Genomic DNA, 18,803 nt, shown 5'->3' with positions numbered 1-18,803 from the left:
GTTAGCTGTCGCTGCTAACAGCTGTTGAATAGTAGTAGGTTGCGATCGGGATTTGTCCCGCCGCGGGGTCGGGTCGCGGTAGGGGTCGAGAGCCGAGCTTGGTCGTGATGGGGAGGGAGGGTCGCGACGACATGAGCGGAATGCGCGACGTGAGCGGCGTGCCGGCGGAGGCCGCTCAGGAGGCAACGGACGAGGACGGCGTGATTGCGTCGATGCTCGCCGGCGGCGCGAGTGGGCGGGACGCGGAATTGTTGCGCGCGGTATTCGCGCAGTCGGGCATCGGTGTCGGTCTTTCCGATATGTCCGGCAAGATCCTGGTGGTCAATGCCGCGTTCGCGCGCATGTTCGGCTACGAGGTCGAAGAATTCATCAAACTGCACATCACCGATCTCAACCACCCCGACGACACGTCGGAGGTGTGGGAGCAGTACGGCGCGCTGATGCGAGGTGACGTCGACCGGGTCAGTTTGGAGAAACCGCACCTGCACCGCGACGGACGCACCATCTGGAACAGTGTCAACGTCTCGCTGATCCGAGATGCGAATGGCGTACCCATTCACACCCTCGCGTTGTTCGAGGACGTGACCGATCGGCACGAGCTGGAACAGCAATTGCGTCATCAAGCCCTCTACGACCCGCTGACCGGACTGCCGAATCGGACGCAGTTCTTCGAGCGTCTCGACGCGGCATTCGAAGATCCGCAGTCGCGCGTCGGCATTTGCTACATCGACCTCGACTGCTTCAAAGACGTCAACGACACGCTCGGCCACGACATCGGTGACAAGGTCCTCGTCCGGGTGGCCGACCGGTTGGCGTTGTGCCTGCAGCGGCCCGACCAGATGGTCGCCCGGTTGGGTGGCGATGAGTTCGTCTTCTTCGTCCCGCAACCGGGCGGCGCCAACGAAGTCACCGACCTCGCCGACTCGGTGCTGCGTGTCCTCGAGTCGCCCTTCGACATCGACGGGCATTCGATCAGCATCTCGGCCAGCGTAGGCGTGATGGAACAAGAAGTCGCCGAGATGTCCCAGGTCGACCTGATGAAAGGGGCCGACATCACGTTGGCCCGCGCTAAGCAAGCCGGCCGCAACCGGTGGGCCCTCTACGATCGCGACCACGACAACACCCCGATCTCGAAGGCGCTGGAACGAGGCGAGTTCTTCGTCCTCTACCAGCCGATCGTGCGGCTCGCCGACAACTGCATCATCGGTGCCGAGGCGTTACTCCGCTGGGCGCACCCCACGCTGGGCACCCTGCTTCCAGAGCGCTTCATCAGCCTGGCCGAGCGCAACGGGATGATCGTTCCGCTCACCACTTTCGTGATCGAGCAGGCTTTCCGTGACCTGCAGGATTGGCGCCTGAACGCGACGGCCGACCCGCCGCCGTTCGTCGGCGTGAACGTCTCCGTCCGCAACATCTGCGACTCCGGTTTCATCTCGGTCATCAAGAACGGGTTGGCCGGGTCGGGTCTGCCGCCGCACTCGCTGCACCTGGAGCTCACTGAGAACGCGATCCTGGGCAAGGACGAGACGTCGATCACCAGGCTGCAGCAGCTGTCGGCGATGGGCGTCGCGATCGCGATCGACGATTTCGGCACCGGCTTCTCCAGCCTGGCCTACCTGCGCAATCTGCCGGTCGACATAGTCAAACTCGCGGGCGAGTTCATCAAGAATCTCGGGGGCAATATCCAGGGCCGGCTGGCCGACGAGCAGATCACCCGAGCAATGATCGATCTGGCCCATACTCTGGGCCTCAGCGTCACTGCCGAGCAGGTCGAGACCGCCAGTCAGGCGGCACGGCTGCGCGCCTTCGGCTGCGACGCAGCGCAGGGCTGGCATTTCGCGAAGCCGATGTCTGCCGCCGAACTGTTCAAGCAGTAGCCGTCTACCCGAGCGTCACTTGTATTTGATCAACAACGCCATACCGACGATGGACACCAGCCAGATACCGGTGATGAACAGCGTCAACCGGTCCAGGTTCTTCTCGACCACCGTGGACCCGGACAAGCTGGACTGCACACCCCCGCCGAACAGTGTCGACAGGCCGCCGCCCTTGGCGCGGTGCAGCAGCACCAGCAACACCACGAGCACGCTGGTGACCACCAGAGTGATCTGCAGGGCCAATTCCATACCGGGGAGCCTACCTAACCTGACCCGAAGACCCGGGACCGGCAGTCGCAAGGCTCAGTTCGGCGGACCGGCCGCCAGGGTGACGGGCACGGTGCGGGTGATCCGCTCTCGGTCGAGGTAAGTCACCATCACCACGTCATCGGGACGGTGCCGGTCGAGCACATCGGTGAGCACGGTCCCGTCCGGGACCCGCGTGCCGTCGATCGCGGTGATGACGTCGCCGCCCGCCAGCCCCGCCGCCTCGGCAGGCGAGCCGCGCAGGACACCCTGCACCGGGACACCTCCGGAGCCGCCGTCGTTGCTGACGCCGACGCCCAGGATGGCCGTCGGACCGACGTGCACCGAACCGCTCGGGGTGCCGGATCGGATGGCGTCCGCGATGGTCAACGCCCGATTCAGCGGGATGGCGAAGCCTCCGGTACTGACCATTCGGTAGGTCTCCGAAGCGGCGGTGACGATCCCGACGACGCGGCCGCTGTTGTCGACCAGCGGCCCACCCGAATTCCCGGGACGAACGTTGGCGCCGAACGCGATCAGATCGGACAGCTGCTCGGTGCTGCCGGTGCTCTGGTCGGTGGCGACAATGCTCTGGCCCAGCGCTTGGACAGCGCCGCCCGCGGGCGACAGTCCGCCGCCCTCGGGGAATCCGACGGCGGTCACCGGGTCGCCCACGCGCACACTCGCCGAGTCGGCGGTAGGGGCGACGGGTAAGTCCGCCGCGCCGCGGAGTTGCAGGACGGCGATGTCGCTCTTGCGGTCGTACCCGAGCACGTCAGCAGGGTAGGCCTGGCCGTTGCCGATATCGGTGACAGTGATGTCGGTGGCGCCGCGGATGACATGGTTGTTGGTCAGCACGATGCCGTCCGGACTCAGCACGATGCCCGTGCCGGTTCCCGTCGCACGTTCGAACGGGATGGCGGTGTCGATGCGCACCACACCTGGCTCCACCCGGGTGGTGTCGACGACCAGGCTCGGTGCCGTCTTCACCCCGTCGAGCAGTCCCGCCGATGCCTCCGGCGCGCCGACACCGAATCCGGCGAGGAACAGGACGAAGGCAAAGACCAGGAGGTGGCGGCGAATCCGCGACCCCGGCGACGCAGGCACGTGACAGCCATTCGGGAAAAACATGTGGAGTCCTTCGATAGGGGCTAGCGCAGTCAGGGGGCCGGTCAACTCAAGCCGTCCGCGACCGACGGCCGGGATGGCCTTCTTTACCCGGGCCCCGACTGCCTAAACGCTGCCAAATGGCCGTCAAGCCGGTCGGCACCGATACTGGGACGATGGTCGAGGCCTCTGACACCGCCCTGGAACCCATCGGCGACGTGCACCGCACGAAGGTGGGTCGCGACGCGACCGAGCCGATGCGCGCCGACATCAGGCTGCTGGGCGCCATCCTCGGCGACACCGTGCGCGAGCAGAACGGCGACGAGGTGTTCGATCTGGTAGAGCGGGCGCGGGTGGAATCCTTCCGGGTCCGGCGTTCGGAGATCGACCGCGCCGAGGTCTCGCGCATGTTCGACGGCATCGACATCCATCAGGCCATCCCGGTCATCCGCGCGTTCACCCATTTCGCACTGCTGGCCAACGTGGCCGAAGACATCCATCGCGAACGCCGGCGCAACGTCCACGTCGAGGCGGGCGAACCCCCGCAGGACAGCAGCCTGGCCGCCACCTACGCCAAGCTCGACGACGCTGACCTGGATTCGGCGACGGTGGCGCAGGCCCTGCAAGGCGCGCTGGTGGCCCCGGTGATCACCGCCCATCCCACCGAGACGCGGCGGCGCACGGTCTTCGTCACCCAGCACCGCATCACCGAGTTGATGAGGCTGCACTCCGAGGGGCACACCGAGACCGACAGCGGACGCAGCGTCGAACTCGAGTTGCGCCGCCAGATCCTCACCTTGTGGCAGACCGCGATCATCCGGTTGTCCCGGCTGCAGATCAGCGACGAGATCGCGGTCGGGCTGCGCTACTACGCGTCCGCCTTCTTCGAGGTGCTACCCAAGGTCAACGCCGAAGTGCGGGACGCGCTGCGGGCCCGCTGGCCCGACGCCGACCTGCTGTCGGGTCCGATCCTGCAGCCGGGCTCCTGGATCGGCGGCGACCGGGACGGCAACCCGAACGTGACCGCCGACGTGGTCCGGCTGGCCACCGGCAGCGCTGCCTACACCGCGCTGGCGCACTACCTCGCCGAACTCGACCACCTCGAGCAGGAGCTGTCGATGTCCTCGCGGCTGCTCGCGGTGACTCCCGAACTGGCCGAGCTGGCCCAGGGATGCCAGGACAAAGCGCGCGACGACGAGCCGTACCGCCGCGCGTTGCGAGTGATCCGGTCCCGGTTGACCGCGACCGCGACCGCGATCCTGGATCAGGAGCCGCTGCATCTGTTGGACCTGGGTCTGCCGGCCTACGCCACACCGGGGGAGTTGCGCGCGGACCTGGACACCATCGACGCGTCGTTGCGCACGCACGGCAGCGCGCTGCTGGCCGACGACCGCCTTGCGCTGCTGCGAGAAAGCGTGCACGTCTTCGGTTTTCACCTGAGCGGTCTGGATCTGCGCCAGAACTCCGACGTGCACGAGGAGGTGGTCGCCGAACTGCTGGCCTGGGCCGGTGTGCACCCGGACTACGCCTCGCTGCCCGAAGACGAGCGGGTCGAACTGCTGGTGGCCGAGTTGAGCACCCGCCGGCCACTGGTCGGCGACCGGGCCAGGTTGTCCGCGCTGGCGCGCAAGGAACTCGACATCGTCGGCGCCGCCACCCACGCGGTCCAAACCTACGGTCCCGCAGCGGTTCCCAACTACGTCATCTCGATGTGCCAGTCGGTGTCCGACATCCTGGAACCGGCCCTGCTGATGAAAGAGGTGGGCCTGCTCGACGCCTCCGGCGACGAATCCTACTGTCCGGTGGGGATATCGCCGCTGTTCGAAACGATCGACGACTTGCACAACGGCGCGGCCATTCTGCAGGCGATGCTGGAGCTTCCGCTGTACCGCGGCATGGTCGCCGCACGCGGTGACATGCAGGAAGTGATGCTGGGTTACTCCGACTCGAACAAGGACGGCGGATATCTGGCCGCCAACTGGGCGGTCTACCGCGCCGAGCTGGCCCTGGTGGACGCAGCCCGCAAAGGCGGAATCCGGTTGCGGCTGTTCCACGGTCGCGGCGGCACGGTGGGCCGCGGCGGCGGCCCGAGCTATCAGGCGATCCTGGCGCAGCCGCCCGGGGCGGTGAACGGTTCGCTGCGGCTGACCGAGCAGGGCGAGGTGATCGCGGCGAAGTACGCCGAACCGCAGATGGCCCGGCGCAACCTGGAGAGCCTGCTGGCCGCGACGCTGGAGTCCACGCTGCTCGACGTCGAAGGTCTCGGCGACGACGCGGAACCGGCCTACCGGGTGCTCGACGAGATCGCCGCCCTGGCCCAGCGGGCATACGCCGAATTGGTCCATCACACAGACGGTTTCGTGGAGTACTTCAAAGCCTCCACGCCGGTCAGTGAGATCGGGTCGCTCAACATCGGCAGCCGGCCGAGTTCACGCAAGCCGACGGAGTCCATCGCGGACCTGCGCGCCATCCCCTGGGTGCTGGCCTGGAGCCAGTCCCGGGTGATGTTGCCCGGCTGGTACGGCACCGGTGCGGCCTTCGAGCAGTGGATCGCCGCGGGCCCGGACAGCGAAGCGGACCGGCTTGCGGTGCTGCACGACTTGTATGAGCGGTGGCCGTTCTTCCGCAGCGTGCTGTCCAACATGGCGCAGGTGCTGGCCAAGAGCGATCTGGGCCTGGCGGCCCGCTACGCCGAGCTGGTCGACGACGAGGCCCTGCGCAACCGCGTTTTCGACAAGATCGTCGACGAACACAAGCGCACCATCACGATGTACAAACGCATCACCGGTGAGGAAGATCTGCTGGCCGACAACCCGTCGCTGGCGCGTTCGGTGTTCAACCGGTTCCCCTACCTCGAACCGCTGAACCACCTGCAGGTCGAACTGTTGCGCCGCTACCGCTCCGGGGAGGACGACGAACTGGTGCAGCGCGGCATTCTGCTCACGATGAACGGGCTGGCCAGCGCGTTACGCAACAGCGGATAACGGGCATCCCCGGTACCGAGGGGGTTCCATGTTCGAGAACGCACGGTCGGTCAGCGGGGTGCAGGTCGCGCAGAACGAGGTGTTCGAAAAGTTCGCGCGCGCCGGGTTCGTCGTCTCCGGCCTGCTGCATCTGATCGTCGGCTACCTGGCCATCCGGATCGCACTCGGCGACGGCGGTACCGCGGACCAGTCCGGGGCGCTCGCTACCCTGGCGGACCAGCCCGGCGGTCCGGCCGCGCTGTGGGTCGCCACCGGCCTGCTGTTGACGCTGGGCCTGTGGCGATTGATCGAGACGTTTCTCGGACGTGCGGTCGACCGCGAGTCGTCGGACTCGTCGCCGGGATTGCTGGACCGGGCCAAGGCTTTCGGGGTGGCGGCGGTGTATCTCGGATTCGCCTATTCCGCATGGGGTTTCGCGCGCGGTGCGGGCCGGGCCTCGAGCGAACAGAGCTCGACCATGAGTGCACGCCTGATGCAGTCCACGGCGGGCACCATCGCGCTGGTCGCCGCCGGGGTGGCGGTGGTCGCAATCGGGGGGTACCACATCTACAAAGGGGCGGCGCGCAAGTTCGTCGACGACCTCAACGGCACGTCGGGCAAGGTGGTCCGCCACCTCGGGGTGGCGGGCTACGTCGGCAAGGGTGTGGTGCTCGCGGCCGCGGGCCTGCTGGTGGTCGTAGCCGCGTGGCGCTCCGAGCCGAGCCGGGCCACCGGTCTCGACGGCGCCCTGCGCACGTTGGGGGCGCAACCCTTCGGTTCAGCCCTGCTGATCGCCGCCGGCCTCGGGATCATCACCTACGGTCTGTTCAGTTTCGTGCTGGCCCGATCGACCAAGATGTGAGGGCTGCGCACCGCTGTCGAAGATGTCGTCGAGCAGCGGGCCCGGAGCTGCCGCCGGGTCGACGAACCATTCGTAACTGAACACCGCGCCGAATACCTGCGGGGGCAACCGCATCAACACCCCGTACAGCCGGGCGGCCAGTCCGTCACCGAGCTGGGAACGGTGCGCGGCGAAGGCATCTCGCTTCTGCCGCGCGAACCGTCGCACATTGACCCGGTGGGTGATGGTGACCCGCGGCGCATAGGAGCTGTCGATGATCTCCGGCTCGTACGGCGCCGGCAGCCGCAACAGTCGGCACAGGTCGCTGACACGGCGCAGCAGTTCCCGGGGCATCGTCACCTCGAGTAGCCGTGGCGTACCGGCCAATTCAGCGGCGCGCTTGCCCACGTGGTGCACCTGCACATGGTCGCGGTGACCGTAGCCGCCGTTGGGCTGATAGCTGATCAGCAGCTGGGCGTCTTCGGCGCGCAGGATGTCGGCCAGCCGCGCCGCCGCCTCCTCGACGTCGGCGCGGCCGAACCGCACCCGCCCCGGCGGGTCCGGATAGAAGTCCGACCCGTACCCACTGTCGGCATAACCCAGGCATTCCACCCGGTGGACGCCCAGAGTCCTTGCACTCGAACGCAATTCGTCCAAGCGAGTGTCGTCGGCGTCGGAGCCCATCCGCCCGTCGGTGGCGCTGACCACGACCACGCGGTGTCCGGCGGCCGCGGCCTTGGCCAGGGTGCCGCCGGTCAGGATGACCTCGTCATCCGGATGTGCGTGAAACGCCACGACGGTGGACGCGGCGCTGGCGCGGGCGCCGTCCGGGCGGGTCACACGCTTCTGTTGCGGAGCTTGTCCAGCACGCCGCGCATCATGTGCTCGGTCACGTTGATCGGCGCCATCATCGTCTCGCCCCAGCTGACGATGTTGTCCATCCGCTCCAGAATGGCTTCCACCGGCTGCAGTACGCCGAGCAGCCGCTTGGCGAGGTCATCGAGGCTGGACAGGGTGCGGTCCAGATGGTTCAAAGCGTCTTCCATCCGTTCGACCGTGGCATTGAGCGCCTTCAACGACTTGTTCAGCTCCACCAGGGAAGTGCTCAAGCCGTCCAGCACATCCTCGACCTGCTCCACCGTCTTGTCGGCGTTCAGGGCCGCCTGGGTCAGCGTCTTCACTCTTTGCCGAGCCGGCTTCGGTCGGGTGCCGCTTGTGTCTGCCATGGAGGTCATTATTACTCCCGCAGGCGAAGCCACCTACCCCCGGGAAAGCTTGCTGGCCGCACCTTCGTCCAGGAACCACACCGTGGCCTCGCGGCCGACAGCACCGGCAGCCGGCAACGACACCGGCTCGGCGCCGTTGACCGCGGCGGCCACCGCGTCGGCCTTGCCTTCGCCGGACACCAGCAGCCAGACTTCCCGCGAACGCTGGATCGCGGGCAGTGTCAAGGTGATTCGCAGCGGCGGCGGCTTCGGGCAGTCCTCGACCGCGACCACGATGCGGCTGGTTTCGCGCACCGCCGGGGTGTCCGGGAACAGCGAGTTGACGTGGCCTTCCGGACCCATGCCCAGGAGGTGCACGTCGAAGCTGGGCGATGTGTCACCCGCTGCGGCGTTGGCGGCCAGCACCTGCTCGTAGGCGAGCGCGGCGGCGTCGATGTCGGAGCCGAACTCGCCGTCGTCGGCGGCCATCGGATGCACCTGGCTGGCCGGAATGTCGACGTGGTCGAGCAGCGCCTCGCGCGCCTGCTTCTCATTGCGCTCGTCGTCGTCTTCGGCGACGTAGCGTTCGTCGCCCCAGAAGATGTGCACTTTCGACCAGTCGATCTGATCCGCCCGGGTCGCCAGGTAGCGCAGCAACCCGATGCCATTGCCGCCGCCGGTCAACACGATCAGCGCCTGACCGCGCGCCTCGATCGAGTCCCGGACGGCACCGATCAGTCGCTGGCCGGCCGCCTCGGCCAGGGCGTCGCCGTCGGCGAACGTCTGGATCTCGGTGCTCATGCGTACTGCACTTTCTTGATCCCTTCCAGTGCGGACAGGTAGATCTCGTCAGCGTCGAGCCGGCGCAGATCTTCGGCCAGGCATTCACCGGTCACCCTGCGCGGCAACGGAACCCGGGCGTCGGGCTTCGCGGTGCGGCTCAGCGTGGCGGTGGTGCCGTCCTGGGGCCGACTCAGCGTGATGGTCTCGCTCGCGCGCACCAGCTCCACCTTCAGGTCGCCGACTTCGCGGCGTACCGGTCCGTCGATCCGGCTGGCCAGCCACCCGGCCAGCACGTCCAACGCGGGCTCGGTCCGCAACCCGGAGATCAGCGCCGATTCGATCGGCTCGTGGGGTGGCAGATCGACGGCCGAGGTCAGCAGCGCGCGCCAATAGGTGATGCGGCTCCAGGCCAGGTCGGTGTCGCCGGCGGTGTACCCGGCCAGCCTGCTCTTGATCGCCGACAGCGGGTCTTCGCCGTTGGTGGCGTCGGTGATGCGGCGAATTGCCAACTTGCCCAACGGATCCTGTGCCGGCACCTCGGGAGCGATGTCCGGCCACCAGGCCACCACCGGGATGTCGGGCAGCAGGAAGGGCACCACGACGCTGTCGGCATGCCCGGACAGCGCGCCGGACAGGCGCAGAATCAGCACCTCGCCGGCGCCGGCGTCGCGCCCGACCCGGATCTCGGCGTCCAGCTTGGGCTTGTCCGCGTACGGGTCGCCGCGCATCGCCACGATGATGCGGCTGGGGTGTTCGTGGCTGGCGTCGTTGGCGGCCTGGACCGACTCTTCCAGCACGGCGTCGCTGTCCGGTGCGATGATCAGCGTCAGCACCCGGCCCATCGTCACGATGCCGGCCTCTTCGCGCAGTTCGTCGAGTTTCTTGTTGACCGCGGTGGTGGTGGTTTCCGGTACTTCGACGATCATCCGCGCCGCCCCTCCTCGCCGGCGATCATGGCCGCCGCCATTCCCGGCCGGTGCGGCGCAGCATCTCGAACGCCGACTCCGGACCCCAGGTGCCGGCCGCATAGGGCTCCGGCTTGCCGTGCGCCGCCCAGTTGTCGAGCACGGGATCGAGTATCTGCCAGGCCAATTCGACCTCTTCGTTGCCCGGGAACAGCGACGGCTCACCGAGCAGCACGTCGAGGATCAGCCGCTCGTAGGCCTCCGGCGATTCCTCGGCGAACGCCGAGCCGTAGGAGAAGTCCATGTTGACGTCCCGGACCTCCATCGCGGTGTCGGGAACTTTGGAGCCGAACCGCAACGTGATGCCCTCGTCCGGCTGCACCCGGATCACCATGGCGTTGGCGCCGAGTTCATCGGTCATGGTGGCGTCGAACGGCAGATGCGGGGCGCGCTTGAACACCAGCGCGATCTCGGTGACCCTGCGGCCCAACCGTTTTCCGGTCCGCAGATAGAACGGCACGCCCGCCCAGCGACGAGTGTCGACCTCCAGGGTGATGGCCGCGAATGTCTCGGTGGTGGAATCCGTCGCGAAGCCCTCCTCCTCGAGCAAGCCGACCACCCGTTCCCCGCCCTGCCACCCGGCCGTGTACTGGCCGCGGCTGGTGGTCTCGTCCAGCGGCTCGGCGAGCCTGATCGCGGAGAGGACCTTGATCTTCTCCGACTCTAACGACTTCGGGGTGAAGCTGACCGGCTCTTCCATCGCGGTCAGCGCCAGCAGTTGCATCAGATGATTCTGGATCACATCCCGGGCCGCGCCGATGCCGTCGTAATAGCCTGCGCGACCGCCCAATCCGATGTCCTCGGCCATGGTGATCTGCACGTGGTCGACGTAGTGGGAATTCCAGATCGGGTCGAACAGCTGATTGGCGAACCGCAGCGCCATGATGTTCTGCACTGTCTCTTTGCCCAGGTAGTGGTCGATGCGGAAGACCGCGTCCTCGGGAAAGACCGCGTTGACGGATTTGTTGAGTTCCTCAGCGCTGTGCAGGTCGTGGCCGAAGGGCTTCTCGATCACCACCCGGCTCCACCGGTCGTCCTGCGGGCGGGCCAGTCCGGACTTGTGCAGCTGGTCGCACACCACTGGAAACGACTTCGGCGGAATCGCCAGGTAGAACGCGTGATTGCCGCCGGTGCCCCGTTCGGCATCGAGCTTCTCCAGCGTCTCGGCGAGCCGACCGAATGCGTCGTCGTCGTCGAAAGAGCCTGGCACGAAACGAAATCCCTCGGCCAGCCGGTCCCAGTTCTCCTGGCGGAACGGAGTTCGGCAGTGCTCCTTGACGGCCTGGTACACCACGTCACCGAAGTCCTGTGAGCTCCAGTCCCGGCGCGCGAACCCCACCAGGGAGAAGGTCGGCGGCAGCAGACCGCGGTTGGCCAGGTCGTAGATCGCCGGCATCACCTTCTTGCGGGCCAGATCGCCGGTGACACCGAAAATCACCATGCCGCACGGGCCGGCGATGCGGGGGAGTCGTTTGTCGCGCTTGTCGCGCAGCGGGTTCTGCCAGGACTCCTGACTCATTTGTCGGCGGAGTCGAGCTGCGCCTGAGTTTCCTCGAGCAGTTCCTTCCAGGAGTCCTCGAACTTCTCCACGCCTTCTTTCTCCAGCGCGATGAACACGTCGTCTAGATCGATGCCGATGGAGTCGAGCTTGTCGAACACCTGCTGGGCCTCCGCGGCGGTGCCGGTGACCGTGTCGCCGCTGATCTGACCGTGGTCGGCGACGGCGTTCAGCGTCTTCTCCGGCATGGTGTTCACCGTGTTGGGGGCCACCAGTTCGGTGACGTACAGGGTGTCGGAATAGTCCTCGTTCTTGACCCCGGTGGACGCCCACAGCGGCCGCTGCGCCCGGGCTCCGTCGGCCTTGAGCGCCTCGAAACGCTCACCGCCCTCGAAGACCTCTTGGTACGCGGCATAAGCCAGGCGGGCATTGGCGACCGCGGCCTGCCCGAGCAGCGCTCGCGCGTCCTCGGAGTCGATCTTCTCCAGCCGCTTGTCGACCTCGGTGTCCACCCGGGACACGAAAAACGAAGCCACCGAGTGGATCTTGGACAAATCGTGGCCGGCCTCTTTGGCCTTCTCCAGCCCCTCCAGGTAGGCGTCCATCACCGCGCGGTAGCGCTCGACGGAGAAGATCAACGTGACGTTGACCGAAATGCCTTCTGCCAGAGTCGAAGTGATGGCAGGGATGCCCTTTTCAGTGGCCGGGATCTTGATGAACAGGTTGGGCCGGTCCACGATCTTCCACAGCTCGATCGCCTGCTGCGCGGTCTTGTCCGCGTCGTGCGCCAGCCGCGGGTCCACCTCGATCGACACCCGGCCATCCACGCCGTCGGAGGATTCCCACTGCGGCCGCAACACATCACACGCGTCGCGCACGTCATCGGTGGTCACCGTACGAATGGTGGCGTCCACGTCGGCGCCACGCTCGGCCAGCTCAGCGATCTGGTCGTCGTAGGTGTCGCTGTCGGCCAACGCCTTCTGGAAGATGGACGGGTTGGTGGTGACTCCCACGACACTCTTGGTGTCAATCAGCTCCTGCAGATTGCCGGACCGGATTCGGTCGCGGGACAAGTCGTCCAGCCATACCGATACCCCCGCCTCGCTCAGTGCAGCCAGATTCGGGTTCTGGGTCATCTTGAATCACCTTTTCTCAGTTATCGAGTGCTTCTTCCGCCGCGTCGGCGACGGCTTCCGCGGTGAAGCCGTACTCCTTGAACAGCGTCTTGTAGTCGGCGGATTCGCCGTAGTGCTCGATGGACACGATCTTGCCGGTATCGCCGACGAGCTTGTGCCAGGACTGGGCGACACCGGCTTCGACGGCCACCCGCGCCGACACCGACGGCGGCAGCACCTTGTCGCGGTAGTCGGCCGGCTGCGACTCGAACCACTCCACGCACGGCATCGAAATCACCCGCGCGATAATGTCCTTGTCCGCCAACAACTTCTGCGCCTCGACGGCGAGCTGGACCTCGGAGCCGGTGGCAATCAGCACCACGTCGGGCTCGTCGCCGCCGTCGTCGCCGAGGATGTAGCCGCCGCGCGCCACCCCGTCGGCGTCGGTGCCGGCCAGGATGGGAACGTTCTGGCGGGTCAGGATCAGCCCCACCGGGCCGCTGCCATTGCCCCGGGCCAACACGGTGCGCCACGCGTACGCGGTCTCGTTGGCGTCGGCCGGTCGCACCACCGACAGGTTCGGTATCGCGCGCAGCGCCGAGAGGTGCTCGATCGGCTGGTGCGTCGGACCGTCCTCGCCGAGTCCGACCGAGTCGTGCGTCCACACGTAGATGGTGTCGATGTCCATCAGCGACGCCAACCGCACCGCCGGACGCATGTAGTCGGAGAACTGCAGGAACGTGCCGCCGTACGCGCGGGTGGGTCCGTGCAGCACGATGCCGGACAGGATCGCGCCCATCGCGTGCTCGCGCACACCGAAGTGCAGGGTGCGGCCGTACCAGTCGGCCTGGTAGTCCTTGGTGGAGATCGACGGCGGACCGAAGGATTTGGCGCCGTCGATGGTGGTGTTGTTGCTGCCCGCCAGGTCGGCCGATCCGCCCCACAGCTCCGGCAGCTTCGGTCCCACCGCATCCAGCACCTTGTTGGAGGCTTTGCGGGTGGCGATCTCGTCCTCGCCCGGCTCCCAGCTCGGCAGGTCGGCGTCCCAGCCGTCGGGCAACTCCTGCGCGGTCAGGCGGTCCAGCAACGCCTTGCGCTCGGGTTCGCGCTCGGCCCACGCGTCGAAGTCGGTCTGCCACTTCTCGTGAGCAGCCTTACCGCGCTCGACCAGCTTGCGGGTGTGCGCGATCACGTCGTCGCGCACCTCGAACGTCTTGTCGGGGTCGAACCCGAGGATCTTCTTGGTCTCGGCCACCTCGTCGTCGCCCAGGGCCGCGCCGTGCGCCTTGCCGGTGTTCATCAGGTTGGGCGCGGGGAAGCCGATGATGGTGCGCAACGAGATGAACGACGGCCGGCCGGTCTCGGCCTTGGCGTTGGCGATCGCTTCTTCGATGCCGACGACGTTCTCGCCGCCCTCGACTTCTTGCACATGCCATCCGTAGGCGCGGTAGCGCGCCGCGGTGTCCTCGCACAGGGCGATGTTGGTGTCGTCCTCGATCGAGATCTGGTTGCGGTCGTAGAACACGATGAGGTTGCCCAGTTGCTGCACCGCGGCCAGCGACGACGCCTCGGACGTCACGCCCTCCTCGATGTCGCCGTCGGAGGCGATCACGTAGATGTGGTGGTCGAACGGGCTGCTGCCCGGTTCGGCGTCGGGGTCGAACAGACCGCGCTCATAGCGCGCCGCCATCGCCATCCCGACCGCCGAGGCCAATCCCTGGCCCAACGGGCCGGTGGTGATCTCGACGCCCTCAGTGTGCCGGAACTCCGGGTGCCCGGGGGTCTTGGAGCCGAAGGTGCGCAGCGATTCGATGTCGGAGAGCTCCAGACCGAACCCGCCCAGGTAGAGCTGCAGGTACAACGTCAGGCTGCTGTGCCCGGCCGACAGCACGAACCGGTCGCGGCCCAGCCAGTGGACATCGCTGGGATCGTGGCGCATGGCCCGCTGGAACAGCGTGTAGGCCAGCGGGGCCAGGCTCATGGCGGTTCCGGGATGGCCGTTGCCGACCTTCTGCACGGCGTCGGCGGCCAGAACCCGGATGGTGTCGACCGCAGCCGAATCGATCTCGGTCCAGTCGTCGGGGTGGTGCGCTTGAGTGAGCTCGGAGATCTCTTCGGCAGTGGTCACTAATTCAGTCCTCAGTCCAGTCCACAGTCGGGGGTCATAAAACTGATCAATTTCACCCTAGTGCCGGTTGGCGGCCGGTAGCAGGTCCAGAATGGGGTGTACCCAATGAAGCCGGTGTGAAAATATTTCGTTGGGGTTCAGCACCGCGAAACCGCCGAATCGACCCCTGCGGGTCCGCGGGCGCGCTCGCGCCGTCTACCATCGTGCGTAGTAGAAGCTGCGCGCGGCTGCGATTTCACCGAGGAGTTAATGCGTGAGCGTTCGCGGGCGCCCAGATATCGTGGCGCCGGGCCGGACCGAAGGCCTGTTGCAGGGCCGGGTCGTCGGCAAGGTGCTGGCCTATGTGGCGTTGACCAAGCCACGGGTGATCGAGCTGCTGTTGGTCACCGCGATTCCGGCGATGCTGCTGGCGCACCGTGGCGCCGTCGAGCCGTTGCTCATCCTGAACACGCTGCTGGGCGGCATCATGGCGGCGGGCGGCGCCAACACGCTGAACTGCGTGGCCGACGCCGACATCGACAAGGTGATGAAGCGGACCGCGCGCCGGCCGCTGGCCAGGGCGGCGGTGCCCAGGCGTAACGCGCTGATCTTCGGCCTGGTGCTCAGCGCGGGCTCGTTCGGCTGGCTGTGGTGGACCACCAACCTGCTCTCCGGCCTGCTGGCCGTGGCCACCATCGCGTTCTACGTGTTCGTCTACACATTGCTGCTCAAGCGGCGCACCTCGCAGAACGTGGTGTGGGGCGGGGCGGCCGGTTGCATGCCGGTGATGATCGGCTGGTCGGCGGTCACCGGCACCATCGGGTGGCCGGCGCTGGCAATGTTCGCGGTGATCTTCTTCTGGACGCCGCCGCACACTTGGGCGCTGGCGATGCGGTACAAAGAAGACTACAAAGTGGCCGGCGTGCCGATGCTGCCCGCGGTGGCGACCGAGCGTCAGGTCACCAAGCAGATCCTGATCTACACCTGGCTGACGGTGCTGTCGACGCTGGCGCTCGCGCTGGCCGCCGGGTGGCTGTATGCGGCGGTCGCGGTGGTGGCCGGGGTCTGGTTCCTGGCGATGGCCCACCAGCTGTACGCAGGCGTGCGCGCCGGCGAGGAGATCAAGCCGCTGCGGCTGTTTCTGCAGTCCAACAATTACTTGGCGCTGGTGTTCTGCGCGCTGGCCATCGACTCGGTGATCGCGCTGCCGACGTTGTTCTGACCCTCGACTCTCTGCGCCGAGCGTCCCGAAATGTACGTCGACACGCCGTGCGGCACCGGCATTTTGAGGACGCTGGACCTAGGGCAGCAGCACGATCGAGCCGGACGTCTTCCGCCCCTGCAGATCGATGTGCGCACGCGCGGCGTCGGCCAGCGGATAGCTGTGGCCGACCTCGACCCGCACCGCCCCGCTCTCGATCACCTCGAACAATGCGGCTGCGCGCGAACTGAATTCGGGTCCAGTGCGGATGAAGTGGGCCAGTGAGGGCCGGGTCAGGTACACCGAACCGGCGTGGTTGAGCCGCTGCGGGTCCACGGGCGCGACGGGTCCGCTGGCAGCGCCGAACAGGGCCAGCGTGCCGCGCACCGAGAGGCTGGCCAGGCTCGCGTCGAAGGTGGTCGCCCCCACGCCGTCGTACACCGCAGCCACCCCCGCACCGTCGGTGAGCGCGCGGATTCGCTGACCGAACTGACCGGCGTCGTCGGGGTAGGGGAGCACCTCGGCGGCCCCGGCCTGCCGCGACAGCGCCTCTTTCTCCGGCGTCGACACCGTCGTGATCACCCGCGCTCCCAGTGCGGTGGCCCACTGCGTCAGGATCAGGCCCACCCCACCGGCGCCGGCGTGGATCAGGATGCTCTCGCCGCTCTGCACCGCATACACCGACTTGAGCAGATACTGCGCGGTCAGGCCTTTCAGCAGTGCCGACGCGGCGACCTCGGAGCTGACTGCGTCGGGCACCTTGGCGGTCAAATATGCTGGGGCAGTGCAGAATTCGGCGTACCCGCCGTTGGCTGACGGGCTCACCACCCGGTCGCCGACGGCAATGTCGTCGCCCGCTTCGGGGCCGGCCGCGACCACCGTTCCGCACACCTCGGAGCCCAGCACGAAGGGCAGCGGGCGCGGGTACTGGCCGGAACGGAAGTAGGTGTCGATGTAGTTGACGCCGATGGCCTCCGCCTTGATCAGCAGCTCGCCGGGGCCGGGCTCGGGCTGGGCCACCTCGGTGTAGTTCAGGACCTCGGGACCGCCGGTTTCGCTGACTTCGATCGCACGCATGGGGGATATCATGCCCGGGCATGAAACTAGCCCGACCGGACGTCTTCCATCCGCGCATCGTGCTGGCGGGCAGTCCTCAGCGTCCCGCCGGCGACGGCGACGACGCGGGGCTGGTGGCCGCGCTGCGACACCGGGGTCTGCAGGCCCGATGGTTGTCCTGGGACGACCCGGAGGTCGCCGCGGCACACCTGGTGATCCTGCGGGCCACCCACGATTACGCCACCCGGCTCGACGAGTTCCTGACCTGGGCGCACGGTGCGCAGCAGGTGCTCAACCCGCCCGCCGTCGTCGCCTGGAACGCCGATCGGCGCTACCTGGACGATCTGGCGGCTCGGGGGGTGCCGACGATGCCGGGCTCGACGTGCGCGCCCGGCGAGCGGGCCCGGTTGCCGCGCGAGGGCCACATCTTCGTCGGACCCGTCGTCGGCACCGGGACGCGGCGATTCAGCGTTCCGGCAGCGGCCCGCACTGAAGTCGACGAGCAACACCGCGCCGGCCGGACCGTGTTCGTCCAGGCGGGCTCTGGCCCGGAAACGGTGCTGGTATTTCTCGGTGGCAGGCCGTCGCACGCGTTCGTCCCGCGGGGCGACACCCTGCATCAGGGGGAGGTGGACTTCGAACTCTGGGACGTCGGCGCCGCCGCGCTGGCCGCCGCACCGGGGGAGCTGCTGTATGCACGGGTTCATCTGGTCGGTCACCGGGTGCTCGAACTGCAGCTGATCGACCCGGCGCTGGGCTGGCTGCGCCTGGACACCCAGACCCGTGAGCAGGCTCAGCGGCAGTTCGCGCTGGCCGTGGAGTCAGCCTGCGAAGGTCTCGGGCTCGGCCCGTTCTCGCATCGACGCCCATAACGCCGCGGTAGCCGCGGTGCACGCCGCCGCGCCGGCCACGTGGAGGGCGACCAACACCGCGGGGACCCCGGTGTAGAACTGGGCGGTGCCGACGGCGGCCTGGGCGGTCACCAGCGCGAGCAGGACGCCGAGCCGCCGCAGGGTGTCCCGGCAAGAGTGCACCGCCACCAGCCCGAAGCACAGGCCCACCAGCAGCGCGAAATAGGACACCAGCAGCGACGAGTGGGCGTGCACCAGGGTGGTGACCTCGACCTTGAGCCGCGGGACCGTGCGGCTGGGGCTCTTGTCGCCGGCATGCGGGCCGGCCGCGGTCACCAGCGTGCCGGTCACCAGAACCGCGGCCAGATTCAGAGCGCTGAGCACGGTGAGCAGGCGCAGCGGCCGGGGCACCCGAACCCGGACCACACCGTCATCCGGCTCGCCGACCTTGACGTAGAGCAGCACCGACAGCCACACCATCGTCATCGACGCCAGCAAGTGGATCGCGACGGTCCACCACAGCAACCCGGTGCGTACGGTGATGCCGCCGATGACCGCCTGCACCACGGTCGAGGCCGGCATCAGCCACGCGTAGACCAGCACCTCGCGGCGGCGTCGCGCCCGGGTGACCGCCAGTACGGCCAGCGCGGCGGTGACGACGACCGCGAAGGTGATCATCCGGTTGCCGAACTCGACGGCCTGGTGGATGCGCGGCACTTCGGCGTGGGCGACGGGGGTGAAGCTGCCCGGAAAGCACTGCGGCCAGGTCGGGCAGCCCAGGCCCGAGGCGGTGACGCGGACGATCGCGCCGGTGACCGCGATGCCGCCCTGGGTGAGGATGACGGCGGCGGCGATCCAGCGTTGGATGCGCAGGCTGGGGTCGGGGAGCCGGTCCACCAGCCGCATCAACGCCCCTCCGACCGTCACCGAACGATCGTATCGACGACTACGTCGTGTAGTAGAGCAGCCCCCGGCCGTTGACACTGCG

16 protein-coding genes and 1 pseudogene are annotated in these 18,803 nt (G+C 67.6%); 6 read left to right on the top strand and 11 right to left on the bottom strand.

Annotated elements, in window-relative coordinates:
- Positions 1–107 precede the first annotated feature (107 nt).
- Positions 108–602, top strand: a pseudogene (locus tag AC5Y6Y_RS04840) (PAS domain-containing protein); the annotation flags it as partial.
- Entirely contained in the window at positions 582–1,877 is a 1,296-nt protein-coding gene (locus AC5Y6Y_RS04835) for a putative bifunctional diguanylate cyclase/phosphodiesterase (protein ID WP_463825446.1), read from the top strand. The pseudogene AC5Y6Y_RS04840 and the gene AC5Y6Y_RS04835, both read left to right, overlap by 21 nt.
- Positions 1,878–1,892: 15 nt before the next feature.
- Here the strand turns inward: AC5Y6Y_RS04835 and secG are convergent, their stop codons facing one another.
- Both secG and AC5Y6Y_RS04825 read right to left on the bottom strand, forming a co-directional pair.
- Positions 1,893–2,126 carry a preprotein translocase subunit SecG gene (gene secG / locus AC5Y6Y_RS04830; protein WP_085252171.1) on the bottom strand — a complete coding sequence of 78 codons (234 nt, stop codon included), beginning with the start codon at positions 2,124–2,126 and terminating at the stop codon, positions 1,893–1,895.
- 54 nt (positions 2,127–2,180) lie between these two features.
- Positions 2,181–3,254: a S1C family serine protease gene (locus AC5Y6Y_RS04825; RefSeq protein ID WP_473139582.1), complete on the bottom strand. Its 1,074-nt coding sequence runs from the start codon at positions 3,252–3,254 to the stop codon at positions 2,181–2,183.
- A gap of 152 nt (positions 3,255–3,406) precedes the next feature.
- Between AC5Y6Y_RS04825 and ppc the strand changes: the two genes are divergently transcribed.
- Both ppc and AC5Y6Y_RS04815 read left to right on the top strand, forming a co-directional pair.
- Positions 3,407–6,214: a phosphoenolpyruvate carboxylase gene (gene ppc, locus AC5Y6Y_RS04820; RefSeq protein ID WP_473139670.1), complete on the top strand. Its 2,808-nt coding sequence runs from the start codon at positions 3,407–3,409 to the stop codon at positions 6,212–6,214.
- Positions 6,215–6,242: 28 nt separating this feature from the next.
- Entirely contained in the window at positions 6,243–7,055 is an 813-nt protein-coding gene (locus AC5Y6Y_RS04815) for a DUF1206 domain-containing protein (RefSeq protein WP_463825059.1), read from the top strand.
- Here the strand turns inward: AC5Y6Y_RS04815 and AC5Y6Y_RS04810 are convergent.
- Genes AC5Y6Y_RS04810 through tkt form a run of 7 tightly spaced genes read right to left on the bottom strand, consistent with a single transcriptional unit; the run spans position 6,972 to position 14,728 of the window.
- Entirely contained in the window at positions 6,972–7,874 is a 903-nt protein-coding gene (locus tag AC5Y6Y_RS04810; RefSeq protein WP_473139583.1) for a PIG-L deacetylase family protein, read from the bottom strand. The genes AC5Y6Y_RS04815 and AC5Y6Y_RS04810 overlap by 84 nt on opposite strands.
- Entirely contained in the window at positions 7,871–8,269 is a 399-nt protein-coding gene (locus AC5Y6Y_RS04805) for a magnesium transporter CorA family protein (protein ID WP_463825060.1), read from the bottom strand. Before AC5Y6Y_RS04805 ends, AC5Y6Y_RS04810 begins: the two co-directional genes overlap by 4 nt.
- Positions 8,270–8,293: 24 nt before the next feature.
- Complete coding sequence (gene pgl / locus AC5Y6Y_RS04800; protein ID WP_473139584.1) at positions 8,294–9,040, bottom strand: 6-phosphogluconolactonase; 747 nt, start codon at positions 9,038–9,040, stop codon at positions 8,294–8,296.
- Positions 9,037–9,948 carry a glucose-6-phosphate dehydrogenase assembly protein OpcA gene (opcA, locus tag AC5Y6Y_RS04795; protein ID WP_463825062.1) on the bottom strand — a complete coding sequence of 304 codons (912 nt, stop codon included), beginning with the start codon at positions 9,946–9,948 and terminating at the stop codon, positions 9,037–9,039. The genes pgl and opcA overlap by 4 nt, the downstream gene beginning before the upstream one ends.
- A 25-nt stretch (positions 9,949–9,973) precedes the next feature.
- Positions 9,974–11,506 (bottom strand): glucose-6-phosphate dehydrogenase, encoded by a 1,533-nt coding sequence (gene zwf, locus AC5Y6Y_RS04790; protein WP_463825063.1) that lies wholly within the window; start codon positions 11,504–11,506, stop codon positions 9,974–9,976.
- Positions 11,503–12,621: a transaldolase gene (gene tal, locus AC5Y6Y_RS04785; RefSeq protein WP_473139585.1), complete on the bottom strand. Its 1,119-nt coding sequence runs from the start codon at positions 12,619–12,621 to the stop codon at positions 11,503–11,505. Before tal ends, zwf begins: the two co-directional genes overlap by 4 nt.
- Before the next feature lie 16 nt (positions 12,622–12,637).
- Positions 12,638–14,728 carry a transketolase gene (gene tkt / locus AC5Y6Y_RS04780; protein WP_463825065.1) on the bottom strand — a complete coding sequence of 697 codons (2,091 nt, stop codon included), beginning with the start codon at positions 14,726–14,728 and terminating at the stop codon, positions 12,638–12,640.
- A 253-nt stretch (positions 14,729–14,981) separates the two neighbouring features.
- Between tkt and AC5Y6Y_RS04775 the strand changes: the two genes are divergently transcribed.
- Positions 14,982–15,929 (top strand): heme o synthase, encoded by a 948-nt coding sequence (locus AC5Y6Y_RS04775; RefSeq protein ID WP_473139586.1) that lies wholly within the window; start codon positions 14,982–14,984, stop codon positions 15,927–15,929.
- 78 nt (positions 15,930–16,007) lie between these two features.
- On the opposite strand, the gene AC5Y6Y_RS04770 is transcribed toward AC5Y6Y_RS04775, so the two are convergent.
- Positions 16,008–16,985, bottom strand: coding sequence for a quinone oxidoreductase family protein (locus AC5Y6Y_RS04770; protein WP_473139587.1), 978 nt, complete (start codon positions 16,983–16,985; stop codon positions 16,008–16,010).
- A gap of 20 nt (positions 16,986–17,005) precedes the next feature.
- On the opposite strand from AC5Y6Y_RS04770, the gene AC5Y6Y_RS04765 reads away from it, so the two are divergent.
- A complete protein-coding gene (locus AC5Y6Y_RS04765; RefSeq protein ID WP_473139588.1) occupies positions 17,006–17,836 on the top strand; it encodes a DcsG N-terminal domain-containing protein in 831 nt (276 codons plus the stop codon).
- Here AC5Y6Y_RS04765 and AC5Y6Y_RS04760 read toward each other — a convergent pair.
- Positions 17,786–18,721 (bottom strand): COX15/CtaA family protein, encoded by a 936-nt coding sequence (locus tag AC5Y6Y_RS04760; protein WP_473139671.1) that lies wholly within the window; start codon positions 18,719–18,721, stop codon positions 17,786–17,788. The two genes, AC5Y6Y_RS04765 and AC5Y6Y_RS04760, sit on opposite strands and share 51 nt — an antisense overlap.
- Between the last annotated feature and the right edge of the window lie 82 nt (positions 18,722–18,803).

Source organism: Mycobacterium sp. NGS24 (assembly GCF_059813065.1).
This window is presented reverse-complemented; position numbering and strand designations above follow the sequence as displayed.